Raw genomic sequence first — 21,898 nt, 5'->3', positions numbered from 1 at the left:
GAGCGTTGATCCTTGCAACCTTTCGACGACGTGCGCCCGTCTTTCCCCCGTGGGCGTAACGAACGGAGATGCTCGTGGGTAAGGCCGGCAAGAGTGGCCGCAGGTCGTCCGTCTGGCGAGGTGTGCCGCGTTGGGCCAAGATCTGCACGGTGTTCGGCACCGTGCTGACAGTGCTCAGTGGGGCCGTCCTGGTCGGCACCGAGGTGCTGATGGCTCGCTACGAGGGTGCCGTCGGAAAGGCGGACCTGTTCGGCGACCAGGCCGCGGGTGCCCAGGCGAAGAAGAGCGAGATCAAGGGGCCGCTCAACATCCTGCTGGTCGGCATCGACCCGCGTACGCCGACGGCGGCGCCCCTGGCAGACTCGATCATGGTGCTGCACGTGCCGGCGTCGATGGACCGCGCCTACCTGTTCTCGATGCCTCGGGACCTCTACGTGCGCATCCCGCCGTTCAAGAAGGCCGAGTTCCTGGGCGAGACCACGAAGATCAACGCTGCCATGTCGCACGGCAGCAAGGTCCCCGGGGCGAACCCCGACGCGGCCCGGGGCTTCGAGCTGCTGGCGACCACCGTGCAGAACGTGACGGGCATCAAGCGCTTCGACGCCGGCGCGATCATCAACTTCAGCGGTTTCCAGAAGATCGTCGACGCCATGGGTGGCGTCGACATGTACATCGAGCGGGACGTGCGGTCCGAGCACAAGCAGCCGGACGGCAAGGCTCGCCCGGGCAACCCCCGCGGTGAGGGCTACATCGGCCCGCAGGCGGTGTACAAGAAGGGCAACCAGCACCTGAGTGGGTGGCAGGCACTGGACTACGTGCGGCAGCGTTACCCGAAGAACGGCGTTCCCGACTCGGACTACGGCCGGCAGCGTCACCAGCAGCAGTTCGTCAAGGCGATGGTCGGCCAGGCGTTCAGCGCCGACGTGGTGTCCAACCCGGTCAAGCTCGACAAGGTGCTCCGCGCCGCCGGTCAGTCGTTGATCTTCAACGGTCGGGGCAACAGTGTTGTCGACTTCGGGCTCGCCCTGAAGGACATCCGCCCGAACACGATCGAGATGATCAAGCTTCCGGGTGGCGGGGTGTACGACGGCAAGAGGTACCTGGGTGAGCAGTTCCAGGAGGGGGTCTCGGACTTCTTCACCGCCCTGCACAACGAGCAACTCGACCCGTTCCTGCTGGAGCACCCGGAATTCGTGAACAAGTCCAAGTAGCCGCGGCGCCGTTGTCGCCACCCGCGTCAGGCGCGCCTCGGCGTCAGGCTAGACTTTCGGCAATCCGTAGCCGCAGCAAGGAGACAGCGTGGCACAGCAGCTTCACGTCGAGCTCGTCGCCGTCGAGGAGAAGGTCTGGTCGGGTGAGGCCGAGATGGTCGTCGCCCGGACGACCGAGGGCGAGCTCGGTGTCCTGCCGGGTCACGCGCCGCTGCTCGGCCAGCTCGCCGAGCCCGGCCAGGTCCGCATCAAGCTCGCCGGTGGCGAGCAGGTCTCCTACGAGGTGGCTGGCGGCTTCCTCTCGGTGAGCGCCGACGGCGTCACCGTGCTGGCCGAGAGCGCAACCCCGGTTTCCGCGCCGAGCCGCTGAGTCACACCGGGGATGGAGATCGTCGAAGGTTTCGGGATCGGCGTAGGCCTCATCCTCGTCGCGCTCCTCATCCTCTTCGTCCGGCGAGCCCTGGTCACTCGTAGCGGTGGCATCATCCGGCTCAGTGTCCGGGTCTCCACCATGCTCGACGGACGTGGCTGGTCGCCCGGCTTCGGCCGGTTCGCCGACGACGAGCTGCGCTGGTATCGGATGTTCAGCTTCGCGATCCGGCCCAAGCGGGTGCTGTCGCGCAAGGGGCTGGCGGTGGAACGCCGTCGGTTGCCGGAGGGTCAGGAACGGCTCTCCATGCCGGCCGACTGGGTGATCCTCCGCTGTACCAGTCACCACGCACCGGTGGAGATCGCCATGGCGCGATCGACGGTCACCGGCTTTCTCTCCTGGCTCGAGGCCGCCCCTCCGGGGGCGGTCTCGCCACGTGTGGCCTCCCAGGACTGGCCGGCCGCCTGAGGGCGGCCCAAGCAGCGCACGGCCAGCTTGATCGACACCGTATCGCCGATGTGGCGGTGTCCGAGTCAGTAGGTCGCCACCACATCGCCGAACTGGTGTCGATCACCCGGCCGCGACGAGCGTCCGCCGAGAAGCCAGCGTTTTCAGGCGTGGCGGCGGCGGAACGGGGAACCCACCCCTGCCCGAGATGACAAGCCATCCCGCCAGGGGCGGGAACCCGCCTACACGTGGTGCGCAGCGCCGACGGTCAGCGCTTGCCGCCCGGCACCCATAGCACGTCTCCAGCCGGATTTGCCGTTCTTGACAGGATAAAGAGCAGATCGGAGAGCCGGTTGAGATACTTTGCCGGGAGCGTGCTGGTTCGTTCCGGATCGTGGCTGACCAACGCCCAGGCCGCCCGTTCGGCTCGCCGGGCGATGGTCCGTGCCACGTGCAGCAACGCCGCGCCAGCGGTGCCGCCCGGGAGGATGAAGGAGTCGAGCTTGCTCAGGCGCGCGTTGTACTCGTCGCACCAACCCTCCAGGCGCTCGACGTACTCCTCGGTCACCCGCAGCGGTGGGTACTTCGGCTCCGGCTCGACCGGGGTGGACAGGTCGGCGCCGACGTCGAACAGGTCGTTCTGCACCGACGCCAGCACGGACCGCAGTTCCTCGTCGAGGTGGCCCAGCGCGATCGCGACGCCGATCGCCGCGTTGCACTCGTCGACATCCGCGTACGCGGCGATGCGCGGATCGGTCTTCGGCACCTGTTCGTTGTTGCTCAGCCTGGTCATGCCGGCGTCGCCGGCCTTGGTGTAGATGCGCGTGAGGTGGACGGCCATGACGCACAGCCTACGGATTCCCGACCTGACGATCCCGACGCGGCCGGACAGCGGCGCCGGTTGGCCGGTGGTGGTGGGCCCCGGCGACGCGGGCGACCCGGCGGTCAACGACGTCGACGTCATCAGGGTGCACGGTGACGCCCGGTTGGCCGGCACCGTGCACGTGGTCGGTGCCAAGAACTCGGCGTTGAAGCTGATGGCCGCCGCGCTGCTCGCGCCCGGCCGCAGCGTGATCACGAACGTCCCGCGGATCACCGACATCGCGATCATGGGGGAGGTGCTGCGCCGGCTGGGCTGTGACGTCCGGTTCGACGCGGACGACCCGGTCGACCCGATGGTCGCCCAGGGCGGGGTCGCCCGGTCCCGCTCGGTGACCATCGACGTGCCCGAACAGCCGGGTGCCGACGCCGACTACGACCTGGTCCGCCGGTTGCGCGCGTCGATCTGCGTGCTCGGCCCACTGCTGGCCCGCCGGGGGTACGTGCGGGTGGCGCACCCCGGCGGGGACGCCATCGGTTCGCGTGGGCTGGACATGCACATCTCCGGGCTGACCCGGATGGGTGCGGAGATCTCCGGTGAGCACGGGTTCGTCATCGCCTCGGCCCCGCACGGGCTGCGCGGCGCGGACATCGTGTTGGACTTCCCCAGCGTCGGCGCGACCGAGAACCTGGTGATGGCGGCGGTGCTCGCCCAGGGCACCACGACCATCGACAACGCGGCCCGGGAGCCGGAGATCGTCGACATCTGCACGATGCTCAGCCAGATGGGCGCGCGGATCGTCGGCGCGGGCACGTCCACGTTGCGGATCACCGGGGTTCCCGGTCTGCATCCGGTGCGGCACGCCACGGTGGGGGACCGGATCGTCGCCGGCACCTGGGCGTTCGGGGCCGCGATGACCCGGGGGGACGTGACGGTGACCGGGCTGGACCCGGGGTACCTGGAGGTCGCGCTGGACAAGGTGGTCGCGGCCGGCGGCCTGGTCGAGACGCGGGGGAACGGCTTCCGGGTACGGATGGACGACCGGCCCCGGGCGGTGGACGTCGTGACGCTGCCGTACCCCGGCTTCGCCACCGACCTGTTGCCGATGGCGATCGGGTTGGCGGCGGTCAGCGACGGCGCCTCCCTGATCACCGAGAACATCTTCGATGGCCGGTTCATGTTCGCCAACGAGATGATGCGGCTCGGTGCGGACATCAAGACCGACGGGCACCACGCGGTGGTCCGTGGGCGGGACCGTCTCTCCGGTGCGCCGGTACGGGCCACCGACATCCGCGCCGGCGCCGGGCTGATCATCGCCGGGCTCTGCGCGGAGGGGGTCACCGAGGTCTCCCACGTGCACCACGTCGACAGGGGTTACCCGGACTTCGTCGCAGACCTGCGGGCGCTCGGGGTGGCGGTCGAGCGGGGCACCACGCCGGAGGAACCGTCGCTGGAGATCTGACGACCGAGGACGACCGAGGACGGCCGAGGGGCCGCCCCACGACGCCACTTAGCCATCGTTCAGGCTCGCGGACTAGGGTGCAGTCAGGCACTCAATCGCAGCGAGGGAGAAGTAGATGGCGGGTCGACTCGCGGTCGTCGGGGCCGGGCTGATGGGCTCCGGCATCGCCCAGGTGGCGGCGCAGGCGGGCTGGCAGGTGACGCTGCGCGACCTGGACGAAGCGGCCACCACCCGAGGGCTCGGCGGCATCCGGAAGTCGCTGGAGAAGTTCGCCGAGAAGGGCAGGATCGAGGCGTCCGACGTCGAGGCGACCCTGGCCCGGATCACGCCGACCACCGACCTGGAGGCGGCGGCCGACGCGGACATCGTGGTCGAGGCGGTCTTCGAACGGCTGGAGATCAAGCACGAGGTGTTCCGGGCGCTGGACAAGATCTGCAAGGCGGACGCGGTGCTCGCCACCAACACGTCGGCCATCCCGGTCACCCAGATCGCGGCGGTCACCGAGCGTCCCGAGGCGGTCGTCGGCACCCACTTCTTCTCCCCGGTGCCGATGATGCAGCTCTGCGAGCTGGTTCGCGGTTACAAGACCAGCGATGCCACGCTGGACACCGCACGGACCTTCGCCGAGGAGGTCGGCAAGACGGTGGTGGTGGTCAACCGGGACATCGCCGGTTTCGTCACGACCCGGCTGATCTCCGCCCTGGTGATGGAGGCGGTCAAGCTGGTGGAGTCCGGCGTGGTGTCCGCCGAGGACCTGGACACGGCCTGCCGCCTGGGCTTCGGGCACGCGATGGGCCCGCTGGCCACCACCGACCTGACCGGCGTGGACGTACTGCTGAACGCCTCGAAGAACATCTACACCGATACCGCCGACGAGAAGTTCTTCCCGCCGGAGCTGCTCCAGCGGATGGTCACGGCCGGTGACCTGGGCCGCAAGACCGGCAAGGGCTTCTACACGTACTGACCGGTGGCGACCGGGGCGGAGGCCCGCCCCGGTCGGCCGCTCAGCCGTCGCGCTTGGTGGTCCAGCGGAAGGTGGTCAGGCAGAGCACCACGCCGATCACGCACCACAGGACCAGCACCAACGCGACCCGTCCCAGCTCGAACGAGCCGCCCGGCTCCTGCGCACCGAAGCTCTCCGGCAGGAAGACCGCGCGCAGCCCCTGGCACATCCACTTCAGCGGGAACAGCGCCGCCACCTGCTGCATCCAGGTGGGCAGGTCGGTGAAGACGAAGAACACCCCGGAGATGAACTGGAGCACCAGGGCGACCGGGGTGACCACCGCCGAGCCGCTGCGGGCGGTGCGGGCCAGCGACGAGATGGCGATGCCGCAGAGGGTGCACGCGGTCACGCCGAGCACGGCGACCCAGCCGAAGGTGAACCACTTGGCGGCGGTGCCCGGCAGGTCGAGGTCGAACAGCGCCACCGCGACGGCCAGCAGCAGCACGGTCTCGGCGATGCCGATCGCCACCACCATGATCACCTTGCCGGCGAACCAGACCCACTTCGGCATCGGCGTGCCCCGGTAGCGCTTGAGCACGCCCCGGTCCCGCTCGATCGGGATCCAGATGCCGAGGTTCTGGAAGCTCACCGTCATCAGGCCGGTCGCGATCATGCCGGTGATGAAGTACTGGGTGAACTTGACCCCGCCGCCGATCGTCCCGTCGAAGATCGACGCGAAGATCAGAATCATGATGATGGGGAAGCCCATCGTGAAGACCACGGACTCCCGGCTGCGCAGGAACTGGGTGATCTCCAGCCGGCCCTGGCGCACCGCGAGCGCGCCGGCCCCCAGCCGGCGGCGGGGGGTCGCGTCGACCGGCGTCGCCGGCTTCGTCGTGGTCGTCATCGTCCGTGTCCGATCATGGTGAGGTAGACGTCCTCCAGGGTCGGCCGGGTCACGGTGAGCCCCGGGACCTCGCCGCCGTGGCGCGCGGCCAGATCGGCGACCAGGGCCGTCGGCGTCGCGCTCTGCACGCTCTCCAGCGCCCCGTCCGGGGTACGCCAGGAGACCGTCGCCAGGGCCTCCTGCCGGTTGCCGAGCTGGTTCGGCGCGGCCACCTCGACCAGCCGGCCGCCGGCGATCACGCCGACCCGGTCGGCGAGGGCCTCCGCCTCGTCCAGGTAGTGGGTGGTCAGCACGATCGTGGTGCCGGCGGCGGCGAGGTCGCGGATCAGGTCCCAGAACTCGCGCCGGGCCTCCGGGTCGAAGCCGGTCGTCGGCTCGTCGAGGAAGAGCAGCTCGGGGCGACCGATGATGCCGAGCGCCACGTCCAACCGGCGCTTCTGCCCCCCGGAGAGGGTGTGCGTACGGGCGGTGGCCTTGCCGGCCAGCCCGACCCGCTCGATCACCTTGTCCGGGTCGTCCGCGTCCGGGTAGAAGCCGGAGAAGTGCCGGACCACCTCGGCCACGGTCAGCTCGTCGAACTCGCCGGTGCCCTGGAGCACGATGCCGACCCGGGAACGCCAACCGGCGTCCGGGTTCGCCGGGTCCGCTCCGAGCACGGAGACCTCGCCGGCGTCCCGCCGTCGGTAACCTTCCAGGATCTCCACGGTGGTGGTCTTGCCGGCGCCGTTCGGACCGAGCAACGCGAACACCTCGCCGCGCCGCACGTCGAGATCCACGCCCGCCACCGCCACGTTGTCGCCGTACGCCTTGCGCAGCCCACGGACGGAGATGGCCAGCTCGTCATCCATGCCGTCCAGTGTGCGTCCTGACCCGGCCGAGGTCGTGCCCGGGGTGTGGCGGTGCGCGCCACAGCGGGTGCTTCGCACCCGGACGTCCTCGACATGGACCTGTGTGGTTTTCCACAGCTCTTTTTACTGGCCGGTAACTTAAACTCCGGCCATGGACGAGACGGCACTTCCGGGGCGGCTGCCCGAGCGGGACCGCCCGTGGGTGATGCGCACCTACGCCGGCCACTCGTCGGCGACCGCGACCAACGCCCTCTTCCGCCGCAACCTGGCGAAGGGGCAGACCGGCCTCTCGGTCGCCTTCGACCTGCCCACCCAGACCGGGTACGACCCGGACCACGAGTTGGCAGCCGGTGAGGTCGGCCGGGTCGGGGTGCCGGTGGCCCACCTCGACGACATGCGGGCGCTGTTCGGCGGCATTCCACTCGCCGAGACGAACACCTCGATGACCATCAACGCGCCGGCGATGTGGCTGCTCGCCCTCTACGGGACCGTCGGGCTGGAACAGGGCGCCGAGCTGGCCCGCTGCGCGGGCACCACCCAGAACGACATCATCAAGGAGTACCTCTCCCGGGGGACGTACATCTTCCCGCCGGCGGCCTCCCTGCGGCTGACCGCGGACGTCATCGCCTACACGCTGAGGGCGATGCCGAAGTGGAACCCGGTCAACATCTGCTCGTACCACCTGCAGGAGGCCGGTGCCACGCCCGTGCAGGAGGTCGGCTTCGCGTTGGCCACCGCGGTCGCCGTGCTCGACGCCGTCCGCGACTCCGGTCAGGTGCCCGCCGAGCGGATGGGCGACGTCGTGCAGCGAGTGTCGTTCTTCGTCAACGCCGGGGTGCGTTTCGTCGAGGAGATCGCCAAGATGCGCGCGTTCGGCGTGCTCTGGGACGAGATCACCCGGGACCGGTACGGGGTCGCGGAGGCCCGGCAACGGCGGTTCCGTTACGGGGTTCAGGTCAACTCGCTCGGTCTCACCGAGGCGCAGCCGGAGAACAACATCCAGCGCATCGTGCTGGAGATGCTCGGCGTCACGATGTCCCGCGACGCGCGGGCCCGGGCCGTGCAACTGCCCGCCTGGAACGAGGCGCTCGGTCTGCCCCGCCCCTGGGACCAGCAGTGGTCGCTGCGGATGCAGCAGGTCCTGGCGTACGAGTCGGACCTGCTCGAATACCCCGACCTGTTCGCCGGCTCGCACGTGATGACCGCACTCGTCGACGAGATCGTCACCGGGGCGCGGGTCGAGCTGGACAAGGTCCTCGAACTGGGCGGCGTGGTCGCCGCCGTGGAGACCGGTTACCTCAAGAGCGCGCTCGTCGCCTCGCTGGCCGAGCGCCGCCGCCGGATGGAGTCCGGCGCCGACGTGGTGGTCGGGGTCAACCGCTACGCCGAGACCGAACCCTCCCCGCTCACCGCCGCCGGAGCCGACGCCGTCGAGCAGGTCGATCCGGCGGTCGGGGCCGCCGCCGTCGACCGCGTACACCGATGGCGTGCCGATCGGGACGGGGCGGCCGTGGACGCGGCCCTCGCCCGGCTCCGCGCGGACGCCGCGACCACCACCAACCTGATGCCGGCGACCCTGGAGTGCGTGCGGGCCGGGGTGACCACCGGCGAGTGGGCCGGCGCGCTGCGCCAGGTCTTCGGCGAGTATCGCGCGCCGACCGGCCTGGCCGGCGCCACCGGCAGCGGCGGCGACCCGGGGCTCGCGGCGGTCCGGGAGCGGGTCACCGCCACAGCCCGTGAGCTGGGCAGCGGTCGGCTGCGGCTGCTGGTCGGCAAACCCGGCCTGGACGGGCACTCCAACGGCGCGGAGCAGATCGCGGTACGTGCCCGTGACGCCGGCTTCGAGGTCGTCTACCAGGGCATCCGGCTGACCGCCGGGCAGATCGTCGCCGCCGCCGTCGAGGAGGACGTCGACCTGGTCGGGCTGTCCGTGCTCTCCGGGTCGCACCTGGCCGCCGTGCCCGCGGTGCTCGACGGTCTGCGCGCCGCCGGCCGGGCGGACCTGCCCGTCGTCGTGGGTGGCATCATCCCGGCCGCCGACGCGGACACCCTCCGGGCCGCCGGGGTGGCCCGGGTGTTCACCCCGAAGGACTTCGCCCTCACCGACATCATCGACGACCTGGTCACGGTCATCCGGCGCGCCAACGACCTCCCCTGACCCACCCAGACCCGGGCTGATCGACTCGACTTTCAGGAAACCGCGGTGTCCCGAGGTCGGGGACACCGCGGTTTACACGAACCCGAGTCGATCAGGGGTCAGACGCGGAACCCGGCGGCGCGGGCCGCCTCTCGTTCACGGCGTCGCTCGGAGCGGCGACGGAAGAACCAGTAGACGAAGAACAGCAGGCCGACCAGGAAGACGAGCACCAGCACCGGCAGGATGACCGCGACGAGGGAGACCACCACGCTCGTCGCGTCCTCGGCGGTGCTGGCGACCGGAGCGCCGAAACCGGCGGTGGTCGCGTTGATGACCGGCCGCGCCGCGGACTTGAGCAGGTGCACGCCCAACGCCAGCAGCACACCGGTGACGACCGGCACCCACTGGTGGGTCGAGAAGAAACTTCCCGGGTCGCTGACCGTCACCGTCTCGGACGAGGAACCGGCACCGAAGGCCAGGCCACCCGCCGTCGGTCGGACCACCGTCTGCACCACGTCGTTGATGTGGTCGACGACGGGCACCTTGTCCGCCACCATCTCGACGGCGAGCAGGGCGGCCATGATGACGATGACCCAGCCGTTGCCGAGCCAGGTCCAGCCGCTGGGCAGGTCGATCAGGTCGGTGTAGCGGCCGAGGAGACCGAGGACGAGCAGGGGTATGTAGGCGTTCAGCCCTGCCGAGGCGGCGAGGCCGGTGCCGGTGAGAACTTCGAACACGGACTCAGCATCGCATCGACGCGCCAGTGCCGCTCGCTGGCGGCCGGCGGGTGCTCGGCTACCCTCGTCGGGTGCGGTTGGTCATTGCGAAGTGCTCGGTGGACTACGTCGGACGGCTCTCGGCTCACCTGCCGCCGGCCACCCGGTTGCTGATGGTGAAGGCGGACGGGTCGGTGTCGATCCATGCCGACGACCGGGCGTACAAGCCGTTGAACTGGATGAGCCCGCCGTGCCGGTTGGAGGAGGCCCCCGGTGTGTGGCGGGTGGTCAACAAGGCCGGTGAGGAGTTGCGGATCACCCTGGAGGAGATCTTCCAGGACACCTCGTACGAGCTGGGTGTGGACCCGGGGCTGCGCAAGGACGGGGTGGAGGCGCACCTGCAGGAGTTGTTGGCCGCCAACCCGGAGGTGCTGGGGGAGGGGTTCACGCTGGTCCGCCGGGAGTACATGACGGCGATCGGCCCGGTCGACCTGCTGTGCCGGGACGCCGACTCCGGCTCGGTCGCCGTCGAGGTCAAGCGGCGCGGCGACATCGACGGCGTGGAGCAGTTGACCCGCTATCTCGAGTTGATGAACCGTGACCCGCTGCTCAGCCCGGTCGCCGGGGTCTTCGCCGCCCAGGAGATCAAGCCGCAGGCCCGGGTGCTCGCCACCGACCGGGGAATCCGGTGCGTGGTCGTGGACTACGACAAGCTGCGGGGCATCGAGAAGGACGAGCTGACGCTCTTCTGAGCCGCCGCTCAGCTTCCGGTACGCACCGCGATCAGCGACTTGGGCAGGCCGAAGACCCGCTCGACGAGCATCGTCGAGTCGGGGAAGTAGTGGCGCATCTGCGAGCGGTCCAGCAACTCGGTCCAGAGCACCTGGTGGATGGCGGCGTCGTGGCTGCGGGTCGGCTTGTGCCCCAGGGGCCAACGGCGGGCGAGGGCGGTGCGCAGTCGGACCGGCAGGAACTGCATCCCCGGCGCGATCCAGTGTGGCTCGATGGGGAAGTAGCGGTACGGCGTCTGCACCCAGTGCCGGTCGGCCAGCGAGCGGACGGCGGCGGCGAAGCGCAACCGGCGTTCGTGCCCGCCCACGTGCTCCAGCACCGAGTTCGAGAAGACCAGGTCGAAGGCACCCTTGGCGAGGTGCTCCGGCAGGTCGCAGGCGTCGGCCTGCTCGACGTGGGCCCATTCCGGGACGACCGACGGGGGTTGTTCCAGGTTGACGACCGTCACCCGGGCCGGGCGGACGGTGGCGCGGTGCCAGGTGCCGAGCCGGCCGCCGAGATCGACGACGTGCATGTCGCCGAGGTCGGGGAAGGTGCGGGCCAGCCAGTCCGAGCGGTGCCGACGCCGACGGGCGCTCCACGACTGGTCACTGTCGACAAGGCGGTAGCGCAATCGATTGGGGCCCATTTAACGTAATGTACCGCTGCGACCACGGCTCATAAACATGTGGATACGCCGATCTTTGGTGAAGATCGGTTATCCGACACTCACCTGCCGTACATCACCTTGATCGCCTTGACGAGCCGGGTCATGTCGGTGGGCGTCCGTTCGAAGGTCATCGACGGCAGCAGTGACCGGGCGCGACGCCGCGTGATCGCCTTGGCCCGGCCGAACTCGCGCAGCCCGTCCTCACCGTGGATCCGCCCGAAGCCGGAGTCACCCACCCCACCGAACGGCAGTGTGGACATGCCGGCGAAGGTGAGGGTGGAGTTGACCGAGGCCATTCCGGAGCGCAGCCGCCGCGCGATGGCCACCGCGCGCCGTCGGCCGAAGACCGAACCGCCAAGGCCGTACGGCAGGGCGTTGGCCCGCGTGACGGCCTCGTCGGCGTCACGGACCCGGCTGATGGTCACTGTGGGGCCGAACGTCTCCTCCTGGACGGCGGCCGACTCCTCCGGGACGTCCACCAGCACGGTCGGGTGGACGTACGGCGGCTGCACCGCGGTCGGCCCGCCGAGCACGGCCCGCCCGCCGGAGGCGACCGCGGCGTCGATGTGCCGGCGGATCACGTCGATCTGTCTCGGCATGGTGATCGGGCCGATGTCGGCACCCTCCGGGCCGACGGTCAGCCGACCGGCACGGGCCACCACCTTGTCGACGAAGGCGTCGAAGACGGAGTCGACCGCGTACACCCGCTCGATGCCGATGCAGGTCTGCCCCGCGTTGGTCATGCCGCCCCAGACGCACGCCTCGGCGGCGGCGTCCAGGTCGGCGTCGCTGTCGACGATCATGGCGTCCTTGCCGCCGCCCTCGATCAGCACCGGGGTCAGCGTCTCGGCGCAGGCGGCCATGACCTTCCGGGCGGTGGCGGTGGACCCGGTGAAGGCCAGCTTGTCGACCCCGGAGCGGCACAGCGCGGCGCCGACGTCGCCCAGGCCGTGTACGGCGGTGAACACCTGATGCTCGGGCACCACCTCGGCGAAGCCGTCCACCAGCCACTGGCCGACGGCGGGCGTGTACTCGCTCGGCTTGAGCACCACGGCGTTGCCGGCCGCCAGGGCGTACGCGGCGGAGCCGATCGGCGTGAAGACCGGATAGTTCCACGGCCCGATGACGCCGACCACGCCGTGCGGCTGGTATTCGAGGTGCCCGGAGAACTCGGCGAGGATGAGCCGGGAGCGCACCCGGCGTGGGCCGAGCACGCGCCCGGCGTTGCGGGCTGCCCAGTCGATGTGCTCGATCGCGGTGACGATCTCGACGATCGCGTCGTCGACCGGCTTGCCGCCCTCGGTGTGCACCAATTCGGCCAACTGCTCGATCCGTTTCGCGAGCAGGGCACGCCACCGCAGCAGCCGATCGCGGCGGCCGGTGAAGCCGAGCCCGGCCCACCACTCGCCGGCGACGCGGGCGCGGGCGACGGCCTCGCGCACGTCGGCGTCGGTGGCGACGGGGAGGCGGCCGGCCTCGACGCCGGTGGCCGGGCTGGTCGACACCAGTCGGCCCGCCTCGATGATCGGGATGCCGGGGACATGCACAGCCGTCATGGCGGAAGTCTAGACCCGAAAATTACTCGCGGGTAGCTCGGTGATCCGGGGTGCCGTGCCGGGCGTCCCACCACCCCGGCCGATCGTTGATCAGTGCAGGTCAGGACAGTGATGTCGAAAGCCCCCGCCCGAATCGTCGAACGGCAGGTGGCCAGGAGGTGACGAGAGGCTGACCGGCCGGTCGGTATTGACGATTACCGTCTGGTGGCAGGCTGACGCGCGGAGTGACGGTGTGGGGTGGAGGGCTGACTGTCCATGGAGGAACATCCGGAACTGATGCCGCTGTTGACGGTTGCCGGTGGGCCGATGCGCGGAGCGAGCTTTCGAGTGCGAACCGAACCGCAGGTGATCGGCCGGGCGCCGACCGGGCAGGTGGTCATCAACGATCCGCACCTGAGCCGCCGCCACGCCGAGGTGTGGCTGACGCCGGAGGGCCTGTCCCTGCGGGACCTCGGCTCGACCAACGGCACCTGGCTCAACGATCGCCGGATCACAGAGGTGGAGCTGCTCGCCGACGGCGACGTGATCCGGCTCGGCCGGACCGAGCTGCGGCTGTTCGATCCCGGGGTGGCGCTCACCGATCCGGTGGGCCTCAGCTTCGGCCCGTCCCGCCGCGACGTCCGACCGACACTGCCGCTGCCGTTGGCGACGCCGCCCGGCACGCGACGGTGAGGGCGGCCCACACTCGGGCCGCTCCCCGGATGGTGACCGGGCACCTGGACCGTCGCGGTCGGGCGTGGCAGCATGCCGCGGATGGAGACCGAGCACCGGACCGTCACGGCGAACGGCATCACCCAGTCGGTACGCGTGGCCGGCCCGGCCGACGGCACCCCGGTGCTGCTGATCCACGGCAACTGCTCGTCCGCGCTGTTCTGGGAGCCGCTGGTCCGGCGTCTGCCGCCGACGCTGCGGGTGGTCGCCCCCGACCTGCGCGGGTACGGCGACACCGAGACGGCCCCGGTGGACGCCACCCGAGGGCTTGCTGACTTCGCCGACGACGTGGCGGCCCTGCTGGACGACCCGACGCTCTTCGAGGCCGACGCCCGCCCGGTGGTGATCGGGCACTCCCTCGGGGGCGGGGTCGCGATGCGCCTGCTGGTCGACCACCCGCACCGGGTGAGCGCCCTGCTCCTCGCGGCGCCGGTCTCCCCGTACGGCTTCGGCGGCACCCGTGACCTGACCGGCACACCGACCACCCCGGACTTCGCCGGCACCGGCGCCGGCACCGCGAACCCCGATTTCGTCGCCCGGCTCGCGTCCGGCGACCGGAGCGCGGACGCCCCGGCCAGCCCGCGCGCCGTGCTGCGAGCCACCTATGTGGCCGATCCCGCCTCCCTCGGCACCGACGAGGACCTCCTGCTGGACACCGTGCTCTCCACCGCCACCGGGGACGACAACTACCCGGGCACGGCGGTGCCCTCGGAGAACTGGCCCGGCACCGCACCGGGGGAGCGCGGCGTGCTCAACGCGCTCGCGCCGACCTGGTTCCAGCTCGCCGACGAGCTGGTGGCCGTCGCCGAGAAACCCCCGGTCACCTGGGTACGCGGGGACGCCGACGTCATCGTCTCGGACACCTCGCTGTTCGACCTGGCGTACCTGGGTTCGCTGGGTGTGGTGCCCGGCTGGCCGGGCGAGGAGGTGTGTCCACCCCAGCCGATGATCGGCCAGACCCGTGCGGTGCTGGACCGGTACGCGGCGGCCGGCGGCGCGTACCACGAGGTGGTGTTGCCCGGCTGTGGTCACAGCCCGCACCTGGAGCGTCCGACGGAGTTCGTCGCGGAGCTGCTGGCCCTGACCACGGTGCCCGCCGCCTAGCGGCCACGGTGCCCGCTCCCCGACGGTCGCGGCGTCGTGGGTGAAATATGCCACGGCGTCTCGACAACCGAGCGTCACGTGGCAGACTCGCGCGCAGAACCTTAGCGGCCGTTCAGTGGCCGTGCGGAGTCTCCGGGGAGGCCGGTCGTGGCGCGCGATTTCAGCACCGTGGGCGTGGTGGGGCTGGGCACCATGGGTGCCGGCATCGTGGAGGTCTTCGCCCGCAACGGCATCGACGTCGTGGCCGTGGAGATCTCCGAGCCCGCGCTGGAACGCGGTCGGGCCACCCTCACCGGCTCCACCGACCGTGCCGTCGCCAAGGGCAAGCTCGCCGCGGCGGACCGCGACGCCCTGCACGAGCGGGTGCACTTCGCGGTCGGGCTGGACGCGCTGCACTCCGTCGACCTGGTCATCGAGGCGGTGCCCGAGCACCTGGACCTCAAGCAGCGGATCTTCGCGGAGCTGGACCGGGTCTGCCGACCGGAGGCCATCCTCGCCACCAACACCTCGTCGCTGAGCGTCACCGAGATCTCGGTGGCCACCAGCCGGCCCAACCAGGTCATCGGCATCCACTTCTTCAACCCGGCGCCGGTGATGAAGCTGGTCGAGGTGGTCCGCACGGTCGTCACCTCGCCCGAGGTGGTCGCCGACGTCGAGGCGCTCTGCACCCGGCTCGGCAAGGTCGACGTCACCATCAACGACCGGGCCGGCTTCATCGCCAACGCCTTGCTCTTCGGCTACCTCAACCACGCGGTGGGCATGTTCGAGTCGCACTACGCGACGCGGGAGGACATCGACGCCGCCATGAAGCTCGGCTGCGGCCTGCCGATGGGCCCGCTGGCGCTGATGGACCTGATCGGCCTGGACACCGCGTACGAGATCCTGGACACCATGTACCGGCGCGGTGGGCGCGACCGCCGGCACGCCCCGGTGCCGCTGCTGAAGCAGATGGTCACGGCGGGACTGCTCGGCCGTAAGTCGGGTCGGGGCTTCTACACCTACGAGCGGCCCGGTTCGCCGAAGGTCGTACCCGACGGGACGACGCCGCCGGCCACGGACACCGCGCTCGCCGACGGCGCACGCGCCATCGACGCGGAGGTCGGCTTCGGGGGCGCGAGGAGTGGGCTCGCGAGCCCCGCAGTCGTGACCAAGGTCGGCATTGTGGGTTCCGGGACGATGGCCACCGGGATCATCGAGGTGTTCGCGAAGGCCGGCTACGAGGTCGTCTCGGTGACCCGGGGCGCGGAGAAGTCCGCGACGGTGTGCGAGGCGGTGAAGACCTCGCTGAACAAGGGAGTGGTCCGGGGCAGGCTCGCCGAGGCCGACCGGGACGCCGCGCTCGGCCGGATCACCTGGTCGGCCACCCTCGACCACCTCGCCGACGTCGACCTGGTGGTCGAGGCGGTCGTCGAGGAGCTGAGCGTCAAGAAGGCCCTCTTCGCCACCCTCGACGAGGTCTGCAAGCCGGGCGTGGTGCTGGCCACCACCACCTCGTCGCTGCCGGTGATCGACGTGGCGATGGCCACCCACCGGCCGGCCGACGTGGTGGGGCTGCACTTCTTCAACCCGGCGCCGGTCATGCCGCTGGTCGAGGTGGTCCGCACCATCCGTACCTCGCCGGAGGCCACCGCCACCGCCCGCGCGGTGTGTGCCACCCTCGGCAAGACCGGCGTGGTCTGCGGCGACCGGTCCGGGTTCATCGTCAACGCGCTGCTCTTCCCGTACCTGAACGACGCGGTGAAGATGCTGGAGGCCAGCTACTCGACGGCCGACGACATCGACCACGCGATGAAGCTCGGTTGCGGCTACCCGATGGGCCCGTTCGAGCTGCTCGACGTGGTCGGCCTGGACGTCTCGCTGGCCATCCAGCGGGAGCTGTACCTGGAGTTGCGCGAGCCCGGCTTCGCGCCCGCGCCGCTGCTGGAACACCTGGTCACCGCCGGCTACCTGGGCCGCAAGACCCGCCGCGGCTTCCGCGACCACTCGCACCGCTGACGGGTCAACGCCGGAGGGTGCCGACGGCGTCTGCAAGGTGTGACCTTCGAGGAGTACGTCAGCAGCCGGGGTCCGGCGCTGGTCCGGCTCGCCCGGTTGTTGACCGGTGACCCGCACCGGGCCGAGGACCTCACCCAGGACGTGCTGTCCCAGGCGTACGTGCAGTGGCGGCGGATCGCCCGCGCCGACCGCCCCGACGTGTACGTGCGGCGGATGCTGGTCAACGCCAACATCTCCTGGTGGCGTCGTCGGTCGAGCCGGGAGCTGGTCGTCGACACCTTCGCGGAGCTGCCGCACCGGGGCGACCTCGGCGGCGAGGCGGCGGACCGTGACGAGATGTGGCGGCTGATCCTCGGCCTGCCCGACCGCCAGCGGGCGGTGCTGGTGCTGCGCTACTACGAGGACCTCGACGACACGACGATCGCCCAGATCCTGGACTGCTCGCCGGTCACCGTCCGCACCCACGCGATGCGGGCGCTCGCCAACCTCCGGGAGCGCTGCGGTGCCCCGACCACGAACGGGAGCCGACCGTGACAGACCTCGACGAGCGGATCGTCCTGACGCTGCGGGAGCACGCGGAGGGGCCGGTGGACGGCGGCCGGCTACTGGTCGGCGCGGTGCGCCGGGGGCGTACCCGGGTACGTCGGCGACGTGTCGCCACCGGTTGCACCCTGGGTGTGGTCGCGCTGCTCGGTGCCGGGGTGGTCGCCGGGTCGATGGGGCGCCTGCCCGGCGGGCCAACTGCTCCTCCCGGCTGGGCGGAGACCAGCGTCCCCTTCCTGCCGCCGCCGGTCGACGGTGCCGCGGGCGCGGCGGCCCGGCCCGATGAGATCGGCATGGACCCGAGCCTGCTGCACATCGGCCTCGCTCCGGGCGGCCCCCGGTACCTGGAGTGGTTCGTCGGCGGCGGCAAGGAGACCGCGAAGATCGACATTGGTGGCCGGACGGTCACCGTCGAGCTGACCTCGGCCGACGTGCTGCGGTCCATCGGTGCCTGGAACATGCCGTCGTTGGAGGGCCCCACCGCCAACCTTTACGACGGCTCGGTGGTCCGTGCCGTCGGGCCGGACGGTGTGCCGATCTGGCGACGCTACTGGCAGCCGGCCCCCGGGGTGTACGCCGGAGCCAGCGTGCCCGGCCCGGACGAGGGGCCCCTGCACGAGGCCGCCGCCGCGTTGCGGCTCGACCGGGCGTACGAGTGCGCCGGTCCGGTGCGGTTGACCGACCTGCCGCCCGGTACCGAGACGGCCACCTGTTCGAGTTACGTGGGCGCCTTCCCGGCGGCGTACGCGGTGGTGCTGCGCGTGAGCGACGACCAGGGCAGAGGGGTGTCCGTCGAACTCCAGTACGCGAGCACCACACTGATGGCCAAGGCGTCGGCGAACCGGACGATCGGCGGCAGACCCGCCTACTTCGACCCCTCCTACAGCCCCATCGCCGCACGGCTGGAACTCCTGGACATCCCGCAGGCCCAACTGTTCGCCGCGCTCGACCACGAGCAGAGCTTCAGCGAGGCGGAGGCGACGCGGGTGCTGCTCGGGGTGCGGGTCGCCGAGCACCTGGACCGGCCCGACACCTGGTGACCGCCCCGGGCCGTTCCACCGAACGGACCGTACGCTTGGTGACTGTGAGCCCCCGTCGCAACCGCCCCCGCCGGGACGAGAACGCCGACCTGGACGCCGACCGGGTCCGGCAGGGCGTCGCCTCGGTGCAGCAGTGGACCGACGGCGCCTGGCAGGTACGCGGAATCGGCGCGGGGGCGTCGGTCAAGACGTACCGCTGCCCCGGCTGTGACCAGGAGATCCGACCCGGGGTGGCGCACCTGGTGGCCTGGCCGGCCGACGGCCTGGGTGACCTGACCGACCGGCGGCACTGGCACAGCGGCTGCTGGCGCGCCCGGGACCGGCGTGGCCCGGCGGTGCAGCGCGGCCGGGGCGCCCCGCGTTACTGACCGGTCCACTGAGCGACCTGGATCACCCTGTTCCTGCCTGGGTGGGCGGCGGCGGCGGTTTCGCGACAGACTTGGGCGGTGAGCACAGCGATCCGCGCGTCGTCGATCCTGCCCGGCCGCCGGGAGGACATCGAGCTGCACACCGCAGACGGTCTGCGACTGGTCGGCGAGTTGGCGGTGCCGGCCGACCGGCCGCCGGTGGCCACCCTGGTCTGCCTGCATCCGCTGCCCACCCATGGCGGAATGATGGACAGCCATGTCTTCCGCAAGGCGGCCTGGCGGCTGCCCGCGCTGGCCGACCTGGCGGTGCTGCGGTTCAACACCCGGGGCACCAGCAGCCTGCGCGGCACCAGCGAGGGCGCGTTCGACGGTGCCGTGGGCGAACGTTACGACGTGGCCGCCGCCATCGAGTACGCGGAGTTCGCCGAGCTGCCCGACATCTGGCTGGTCGGCTGGTCGTTCGGCACCGACCTGGCCCTGAAGTACGGCTGTGACCCGACGATCGCGGGGGCGATCCTGCTCTCCCCGCCGCTGCGCTTCTCGGCCCCGGAGGACCTGGCCACCTGGGCCGCCTCCGGTCGGCCGTTGACGGCGCTCGTGCCGGAGTTCGACGACTACCTGCGACCGACCGAGGCGCGGGAGCGGTTCTCCGCGGTCCCGCAGGCCGAGGTGGTCGGGGTGTCCGGTGCCAAGCACCTCTGGGTGGGTGACGCGGAGAGGGTGCTCGACGAGATCGTCCGTCGGGTCAACCCGGCCGTCGAGGTGCCACTGCCGACGACCTGGGACGGCCCGATGGAGTCCGGTGACGTCAGCGCGTACGCCGACCGGACGGTGGCCTCGTTCGCGGACACGCCCGTGCCGCAGCCGGGCGACTGACCGGTCACCCCCTCTCCTGGCGGGGCAGCACCACCTCGCGCAGGATCAGTTGCAGCGCGGCCACCGTGGGGATGGCGATCAGCGCGCCCACCACGCCCAGCAACGCCACTCCGAGCAGCGCGGCGAGCAGGGCCGCCACCTCGTTGACCTCGACCGAGCGCCGCATCACCTTCGGGTAGATCAGGTAGTTCTCCACCTGCTGGTAGACGAGGAAGAACACCGCGCAGGCGATGCCGGTGGGCAGGTCGGCGGCGAAGCCGACCAGGCTCACGATCACCGCGCCCAGGGTCGCGCCGATCTGCGGGATCAGGTCGGTAACCGCGACCACCACCGCCAACGCGAAGGGGTACGGCAATCCGACGATCAGCGCGAACACGAAGGTCGTCGCCCCGGCCAGCACCGCGATGCTCAACGCGCCGACCATGTACGCGCCCACCTTGGCCAGGATCTCGTCGCCGATCAGCTGCACCCGCTCCCGCCGCGAGCGGGGCACCAGCGAGTAGCCCAGTGAACGCAGCTTGTTGAAGTAGGCCAGGAAGTAGATGGTCAGCACCAGCACGGTCAACGTCCGGAACACCGTGCCGAAGATCAGTTGGGCGCCGCCCAACACCCCGCCCAGCGCCCGGCCGACGGTCTCCGCGTTGGCCGCGCCCTGCACGCGCTCCACCACGTCGTACCGCTCCACCAGGTCGTTGACCGTCGGATTGCGGCGCAGCTCGTCGAGCAGACTCGGGATCTGGTCGATGAACTGACCCGACTGGGTGACGATCGGCGGGACCAGCGCGACCACGCCGCCGCAGAGCAGCAGCACCACGGTCAACGCCACCAACGCCACCGCCAGGCCGTGCGGCACACCCCACCGGCGTAGTCGGACCACCGCCGGGTTGAGGCCGACCGCGAGGAAGAGCGCGATCACCACCAGCACCAGGATGCCGCCGGCATTGCGAATCCCCAGATAGAGGGTGTACGCCAGCAGCACGCCCAGCGCACCGGTGAACCCGATCAGGAAGCTGCTACGGCGCAACGGCCGCCCCGGCGTGCCGAACTTCCCGGACGGGACGGCCGGCGGCTCGTCCGGGTCGATCCCCGGCGCGGGAACCGGCACCGGGGGCGGCACCTCGGCGGGCGCGGTCGGCGGGGGATCGGCCGACGGAAGCCCGGCTGGCTTGTCCGGGTCACCAGCCGACGGGCCTCGCTGCGGCACCAGGACCTCCCGGGTCAGGCGGTGGGTCGGCCGGCGACGGCGACGAACGCCCGCCAGGCGGCTGGCGCGAAGACCAGGACCGGACCGTCCGGGTCCTTGCTGTCCCGCACGCCCACCACCCCAGGCAGATTGTCCGCCACCTCGACGCACTCCCCGTTGCCGCTTCGACTCGACGTGCGCCAGTGTGCGCCGGTCAGGTCCATTCCGTCACAACTTCCTTCATCAGGTCGATCGACTGTCGGCGCGAGAGAGCGCGGTTTCTGATCATCTCCCAGCGCGCCAGCAGCGTAGCTACCTCATGGTCGCCATCGACCACGAGACCGTCAATCTGGTGCTCCATGTGCCCCACCCAACCACCGTCCGCGCCTCGGGCCAGGTTGAACGGTCCCGACAGGCCGACGTGCAGCCCCGTCTCTGCCGGGATGACGTGCAGGCTGATGTGTGGGCGTTCCAGGCTGGCGATGAGGTGGGTGATCTGCTCGGCCATCAGCGCTCGGACGTCCTCACCGTCGCGTCGGAGCAGCAGCTCGTCGACGACCGCGACGAACTGCGGAGGTTCCGGTTCGACCAGCAGCGACTGGCGGTCGAGGCGGGCGTGGACGCGTCGTTCCACCTCGTCGTCGCTGAGGAGATCATCGCAGCGGATCACCGCGCGAGCGTAGTTCTCGGTCTGTAGGAGGCCGGGGATCAGCGTGGGTTGAAAGCAGCGCAGTTGGCGGGCGCTGCGCTCGGCGTCCAGCCAGGGTCGGAACCAGCTCGGCTGGCCGTCGCGCTCGGCGAGTTTGAGCAGGTAGACGAGCAAGCCACCGGTGGTCAGCACCTCGTCGGCGCGGGCCAGGAAAAGTCGGTCCAGTGGACGCTGCCCCAGTTCCAGCGCGGACACCATCGAGCCGGAGTAGTGCACCAGCCGACCGAAGTCCTCCTGGCTCATCCCGGCGGCGGTCCGCAGTCGACGCAGCTGCGCACGGATCATGTCGGCCGTCGGCGCGGCGTCGTCTTCCACAGTGCCTCCGCAGGTCGAGGGTCGTCTCCACCGGTCGACCCGGCGGGCCACGTCGTCGCCGCAGTCACCCCACCGGAGCCGTCGATGCCTTCCGACCGTAGCGGTGTCTTCAGCAGACTGTCACGTACCGGGTCGTCCCGGACCACTCCGCTTCCCACCGCGCGGGTCTGCCGTCTCCACGTCGGCGCGACCACGC

At 70.8% G+C, this 21,898-nt stretch carries 23 protein-coding genes; 14 read left to right on the top strand and 9 right to left on the bottom strand.

Annotated features, from left to right (window positions below):
• Positions 1-68: 68 nt before the first annotated feature.
• From O7616_RS30725 to O7616_RS30715, 3 genes are all read left to right on the top strand, one after another.
• Positions 69-1,211, top strand: a complete 1,143-nt coding sequence (locus tag O7616_RS30725) for an LCP family protein (protein ID WP_282305085.1) — start codon at positions 69-71, stop codon at positions 1,209-1,211.
• An 88-nt stretch (positions 1,212-1,299) separates the two neighbouring features.
• Entirely contained in the window at positions 1,300-1,581 is a 282-nt protein-coding gene (locus tag O7616_RS30720) for a F0F1 ATP synthase subunit epsilon (protein ID WP_278141402.1), read from the top strand.
• 12 nt (positions 1,582-1,593) lie between these two features.
• The gene (locus O7616_RS30715) at positions 1,594-2,049 is read left to right on the top strand and encodes a DUF2550 domain-containing protein (RefSeq protein WP_282256926.1); all 456 of its coding nucleotides are present in this window, start codon (positions 1,594-1,596) and stop codon (positions 2,047-2,049) included.
• Positions 2,050-2,296: 247 nt separating this feature from the next.
• Here the strand turns inward: O7616_RS30715 and O7616_RS30710 are convergent, their stop codons facing one another.
• Positions 2,297-2,869, bottom strand: a complete 573-nt coding sequence (locus tag O7616_RS30710; RefSeq protein ID WP_282256927.1) for a cob(I)yrinic acid a,c-diamide adenosyltransferase — start codon at positions 2,867-2,869, stop codon at positions 2,297-2,299.
• Between O7616_RS30710 and murA the strand changes: the two genes are divergently transcribed.
• The gene (gene murA, locus O7616_RS30705; RefSeq protein WP_282305083.1) at positions 2,868-4,310 is read left to right on the top strand and encodes a UDP-N-acetylglucosamine 1-carboxyvinyltransferase; all 1,443 of its coding nucleotides are present in this window, start codon (positions 2,868-2,870) and stop codon (positions 4,308-4,310) included. The genes O7616_RS30710 and murA overlap by 2 nt on opposite strands.
• Positions 4,311-4,425: 115 nt before the next feature.
• A complete protein-coding gene (locus tag O7616_RS30700; protein WP_282305081.1) occupies positions 4,426-5,274 on the top strand; it encodes a 3-hydroxyacyl-CoA dehydrogenase family protein in 849 nt (282 codons plus the stop codon).
• A gap of 40 nt (positions 5,275-5,314) precedes the next feature.
• Here the strand turns inward: O7616_RS30700 and O7616_RS30695 are convergent, their stop codons facing one another.
• Both O7616_RS30695 and O7616_RS30690 read right to left on the bottom strand, forming a co-directional pair.
• Entirely contained in the window at positions 5,315-6,160 is an 846-nt protein-coding gene (locus tag O7616_RS30695) for an ABC transporter permease (RefSeq protein ID WP_282305080.1), read from the bottom strand.
• Positions 6,157-7,008, bottom strand: a complete 852-nt coding sequence (locus tag O7616_RS30690) for an ABC transporter ATP-binding protein (protein WP_282305078.1) — start codon at positions 7,006-7,008, stop codon at positions 6,157-6,159. Before O7616_RS30690 ends, O7616_RS30695 begins: the two co-directional genes overlap by 4 nt.
• A gap of 151 nt (positions 7,009-7,159) precedes the next feature.
• Between O7616_RS30690 and O7616_RS30685 the strand changes: the two genes are divergently transcribed.
• Positions 7,160-9,166, top strand: coding sequence for a protein meaA (locus tag O7616_RS30685; RefSeq protein ID WP_282305077.1), 2,007 nt, complete (start codon positions 7,160-7,162; stop codon positions 9,164-9,166).
• A gap of 98 nt (positions 9,167-9,264) precedes the next feature.
• Here the strand turns inward: O7616_RS30685 and O7616_RS30680 are convergent, their stop codons facing one another.
• The gene (locus O7616_RS30680; RefSeq protein WP_282305076.1) at positions 9,265-9,882 is read right to left on the bottom strand and encodes a DUF4126 domain-containing protein; all 618 of its coding nucleotides are present in this window, start codon (positions 9,880-9,882) and stop codon (positions 9,265-9,267) included.
• A gap of 71 nt (positions 9,883-9,953) precedes the next feature.
• Here O7616_RS30680 and nucS point away from each other — a divergent pair, with 71 nt between their 5' ends.
• Complete coding sequence (gene nucS, locus O7616_RS30675) at positions 9,954-10,613, top strand: endonuclease NucS (protein ID WP_282256934.1); 660 nt, start codon at positions 9,954-9,956, stop codon at positions 10,611-10,613.
• 8 nt (positions 10,614-10,621) lie between these two features.
• Here the strand turns inward: nucS and O7616_RS30670 are convergent, their stop codons facing one another.
• Both O7616_RS30670 and O7616_RS30665 read right to left on the bottom strand, forming a co-directional pair.
• Positions 10,622-11,281: a class I SAM-dependent methyltransferase gene (locus O7616_RS30670; protein ID WP_282256935.1), complete on the bottom strand. Its 660-nt coding sequence runs from the start codon at positions 11,279-11,281 to the stop codon at positions 10,622-10,624.
• A gap of 80 nt (positions 11,282-11,361) precedes the next feature.
• The gene (locus tag O7616_RS30665; RefSeq protein ID WP_282305075.1) at positions 11,362-12,858 is read right to left on the bottom strand and encodes an aldehyde dehydrogenase family protein; all 1,497 of its coding nucleotides are present in this window, start codon (positions 12,856-12,858) and stop codon (positions 11,362-11,364) included.
• Positions 12,859-13,113: 255 nt separating this feature from the next.
• Here O7616_RS30665 and O7616_RS30660 point away from each other — a divergent pair, with 255 nt between their 5' ends.
• The 7 genes from O7616_RS30660 to O7616_RS30630 all read left to right on the top strand — a co-directional run bounded on the left by O7616_RS30660 (position 13,114) and on the right by O7616_RS30630 (position 19,495).
• Complete coding sequence (locus O7616_RS30660) at positions 13,114-13,530, top strand: FHA domain-containing protein (RefSeq protein WP_282305074.1); 417 nt, start codon at positions 13,114-13,116, stop codon at positions 13,528-13,530.
• A gap of 81 nt (positions 13,531-13,611) precedes the next feature.
• On the top strand, positions 13,612-14,673 hold the full coding sequence (locus O7616_RS30655; protein WP_282305073.1) for an alpha/beta hydrolase: 1,062 nt from the start codon (positions 13,612-13,614) through the stop codon (positions 14,671-14,673).
• A 147-nt stretch (positions 14,674-14,820) separates the two neighbouring features.
• Positions 14,821-16,668, top strand: coding sequence for a 3-hydroxybutyryl-CoA dehydrogenase (locus tag O7616_RS30650; protein WP_282305072.1), 1,848 nt, complete (start codon positions 14,821-14,823; stop codon positions 16,666-16,668).
• A 39-nt stretch (positions 16,669-16,707) separates the two neighbouring features.
• Positions 16,708-17,202 (top strand): SigE family RNA polymerase sigma factor, encoded by a 495-nt coding sequence (locus O7616_RS30645; RefSeq protein ID WP_282305071.1) that lies wholly within the window; start codon positions 16,708-16,710, stop codon positions 17,200-17,202.
• Positions 17,199-18,251: a hypothetical protein gene (locus tag O7616_RS30640; protein WP_282305070.1), complete on the top strand. Its 1,053-nt coding sequence runs from the start codon at positions 17,199-17,201 to the stop codon at positions 18,249-18,251. Before O7616_RS30645 ends, O7616_RS30640 begins: the two co-directional genes overlap by 4 nt.
• 38 nt (positions 18,252-18,289) lie before the next feature.
• Positions 18,290-18,619 (top strand): hypothetical protein, encoded by a 330-nt coding sequence (locus tag O7616_RS30635; protein ID WP_282256941.1) that lies wholly within the window; start codon positions 18,290-18,292, stop codon positions 18,617-18,619.
• 78 nt (positions 18,620-18,697) lie between these two features.
• The gene (locus O7616_RS30630) at positions 18,698-19,495 is read left to right on the top strand and encodes an alpha/beta hydrolase (RefSeq protein ID WP_282305069.1); all 798 of its coding nucleotides are present in this window, start codon (positions 18,698-18,700) and stop codon (positions 19,493-19,495) included.
• 4 nt (positions 19,496-19,499) lie between these two features.
• Here O7616_RS30630 and O7616_RS30625 read toward each other — a convergent pair whose 3' ends face one another.
• The 3 genes from O7616_RS30625 to O7616_RS30615 form a co-directional block, all read right to left on the bottom strand.
• Positions 19,500-20,579 carry an AI-2E family transporter gene (locus O7616_RS30625; RefSeq protein ID WP_282307787.1) on the bottom strand — a complete coding sequence of 360 codons (1,080 nt, stop codon included), beginning with the start codon at positions 20,577-20,579 and terminating at the stop codon, positions 19,500-19,502.
• Between the two features lie 134 nt (positions 20,580-20,713).
• On the bottom strand, positions 20,714-20,902 hold the full coding sequence (locus tag O7616_RS30620) for a DUF397 domain-containing protein (RefSeq protein WP_282305068.1): 189 nt from the start codon (positions 20,900-20,902) through the stop codon (positions 20,714-20,716).
• The gene (locus O7616_RS30615) at positions 20,893-21,702 is read right to left on the bottom strand and encodes a helix-turn-helix transcriptional regulator (protein WP_282305067.1); all 810 of its coding nucleotides are present in this window, start codon (positions 21,700-21,702) and stop codon (positions 20,893-20,895) included. Before O7616_RS30615 ends, O7616_RS30620 begins: the two co-directional genes overlap by 10 nt.
• Positions 21,703-21,898 lie beyond the last annotated feature (196 nt).

The organism is Micromonospora sp. WMMD964 (genome assembly GCF_029581455.1).
GTDB lineage: Bacteria > Actinomycetota > Actinomycetes > Mycobacteriales > Micromonosporaceae > Micromonospora.
This window is presented reverse-complemented; position numbering and strand designations above follow the sequence as displayed.

Coding starts and splice junctions, on each gene's coding strand:
- O7616_RS30725 (WP_282305085.1), top strand. CDS start 69: ATGCTCGTGGGTAAGGCCGGCAAGAGTGGCCGCAGGTCGTCCGTCTGG.
- O7616_RS30655 (WP_282305073.1), top strand. CDS start 13,612: ATGGAGACCGAGCACCGGACCGTCACGGCGAACGGCATCACCCAGTCG.
- murA (WP_282305083.1), top strand. CDS start 2,868: ATGACGCACAGCCTACGGATTCCCGACCTGACGATCCCGACGCGGCCG.
- O7616_RS30685 (WP_282305077.1), top strand. CDS start 7,160: ATGGACGAGACGGCACTTCCGGGGCGGCTGCCCGAGCGGGACCGCCCG.
- O7616_RS30695 (WP_282305080.1), bottom strand. CDS start 6,160: ATGACGACCACGACGAAGCCGGCGACGCCGGTCGACGCGACCCCCCGC.
- O7616_RS30670 (WP_282256935.1), bottom strand. CDS start 11,281: ATGGGCCCCAATCGATTGCGCTACCGCCTTGTCGACAGTGACCAGTCG.
- O7616_RS30700 (WP_282305081.1), top strand. CDS start 4,426: ATGGCGGGTCGACTCGCGGTCGTCGGGGCCGGGCTGATGGGCTCCGGC.
- O7616_RS30665 (WP_282305075.1), bottom strand. CDS start 12,858: ATGACGGCTGTGCATGTCCCCGGCATCCCGATCATCGAGGCGGGCCGA.
- O7616_RS30620 (WP_282305068.1), bottom strand. CDS start 20,902: ATGGACCTGACCGGCGCACACTGGCGCACGTCGAGTCGAAGCGGCAAC.
- O7616_RS30715 (WP_282256926.1), top strand. CDS start 1,594: ATGGAGATCGTCGAAGGTTTCGGGATCGGCGTAGGCCTCATCCTCGTC.
- O7616_RS30710 (WP_282256927.1), bottom strand. CDS start 2,869: ATGGCCGTCCACCTCACGCGCATCTACACCAAGGCCGGCGACGCCGGC.
- O7616_RS30660 (WP_282305074.1), top strand. CDS start 13,114: ATGGAGGAACATCCGGAACTGATGCCGCTGTTGACGGTTGCCGGTGGG.
- O7616_RS30690 (WP_282305078.1), bottom strand. CDS start 7,008: ATGGATGACGAGCTGGCCATCTCCGTCCGTGGGCTGCGCAAGGCGTAC.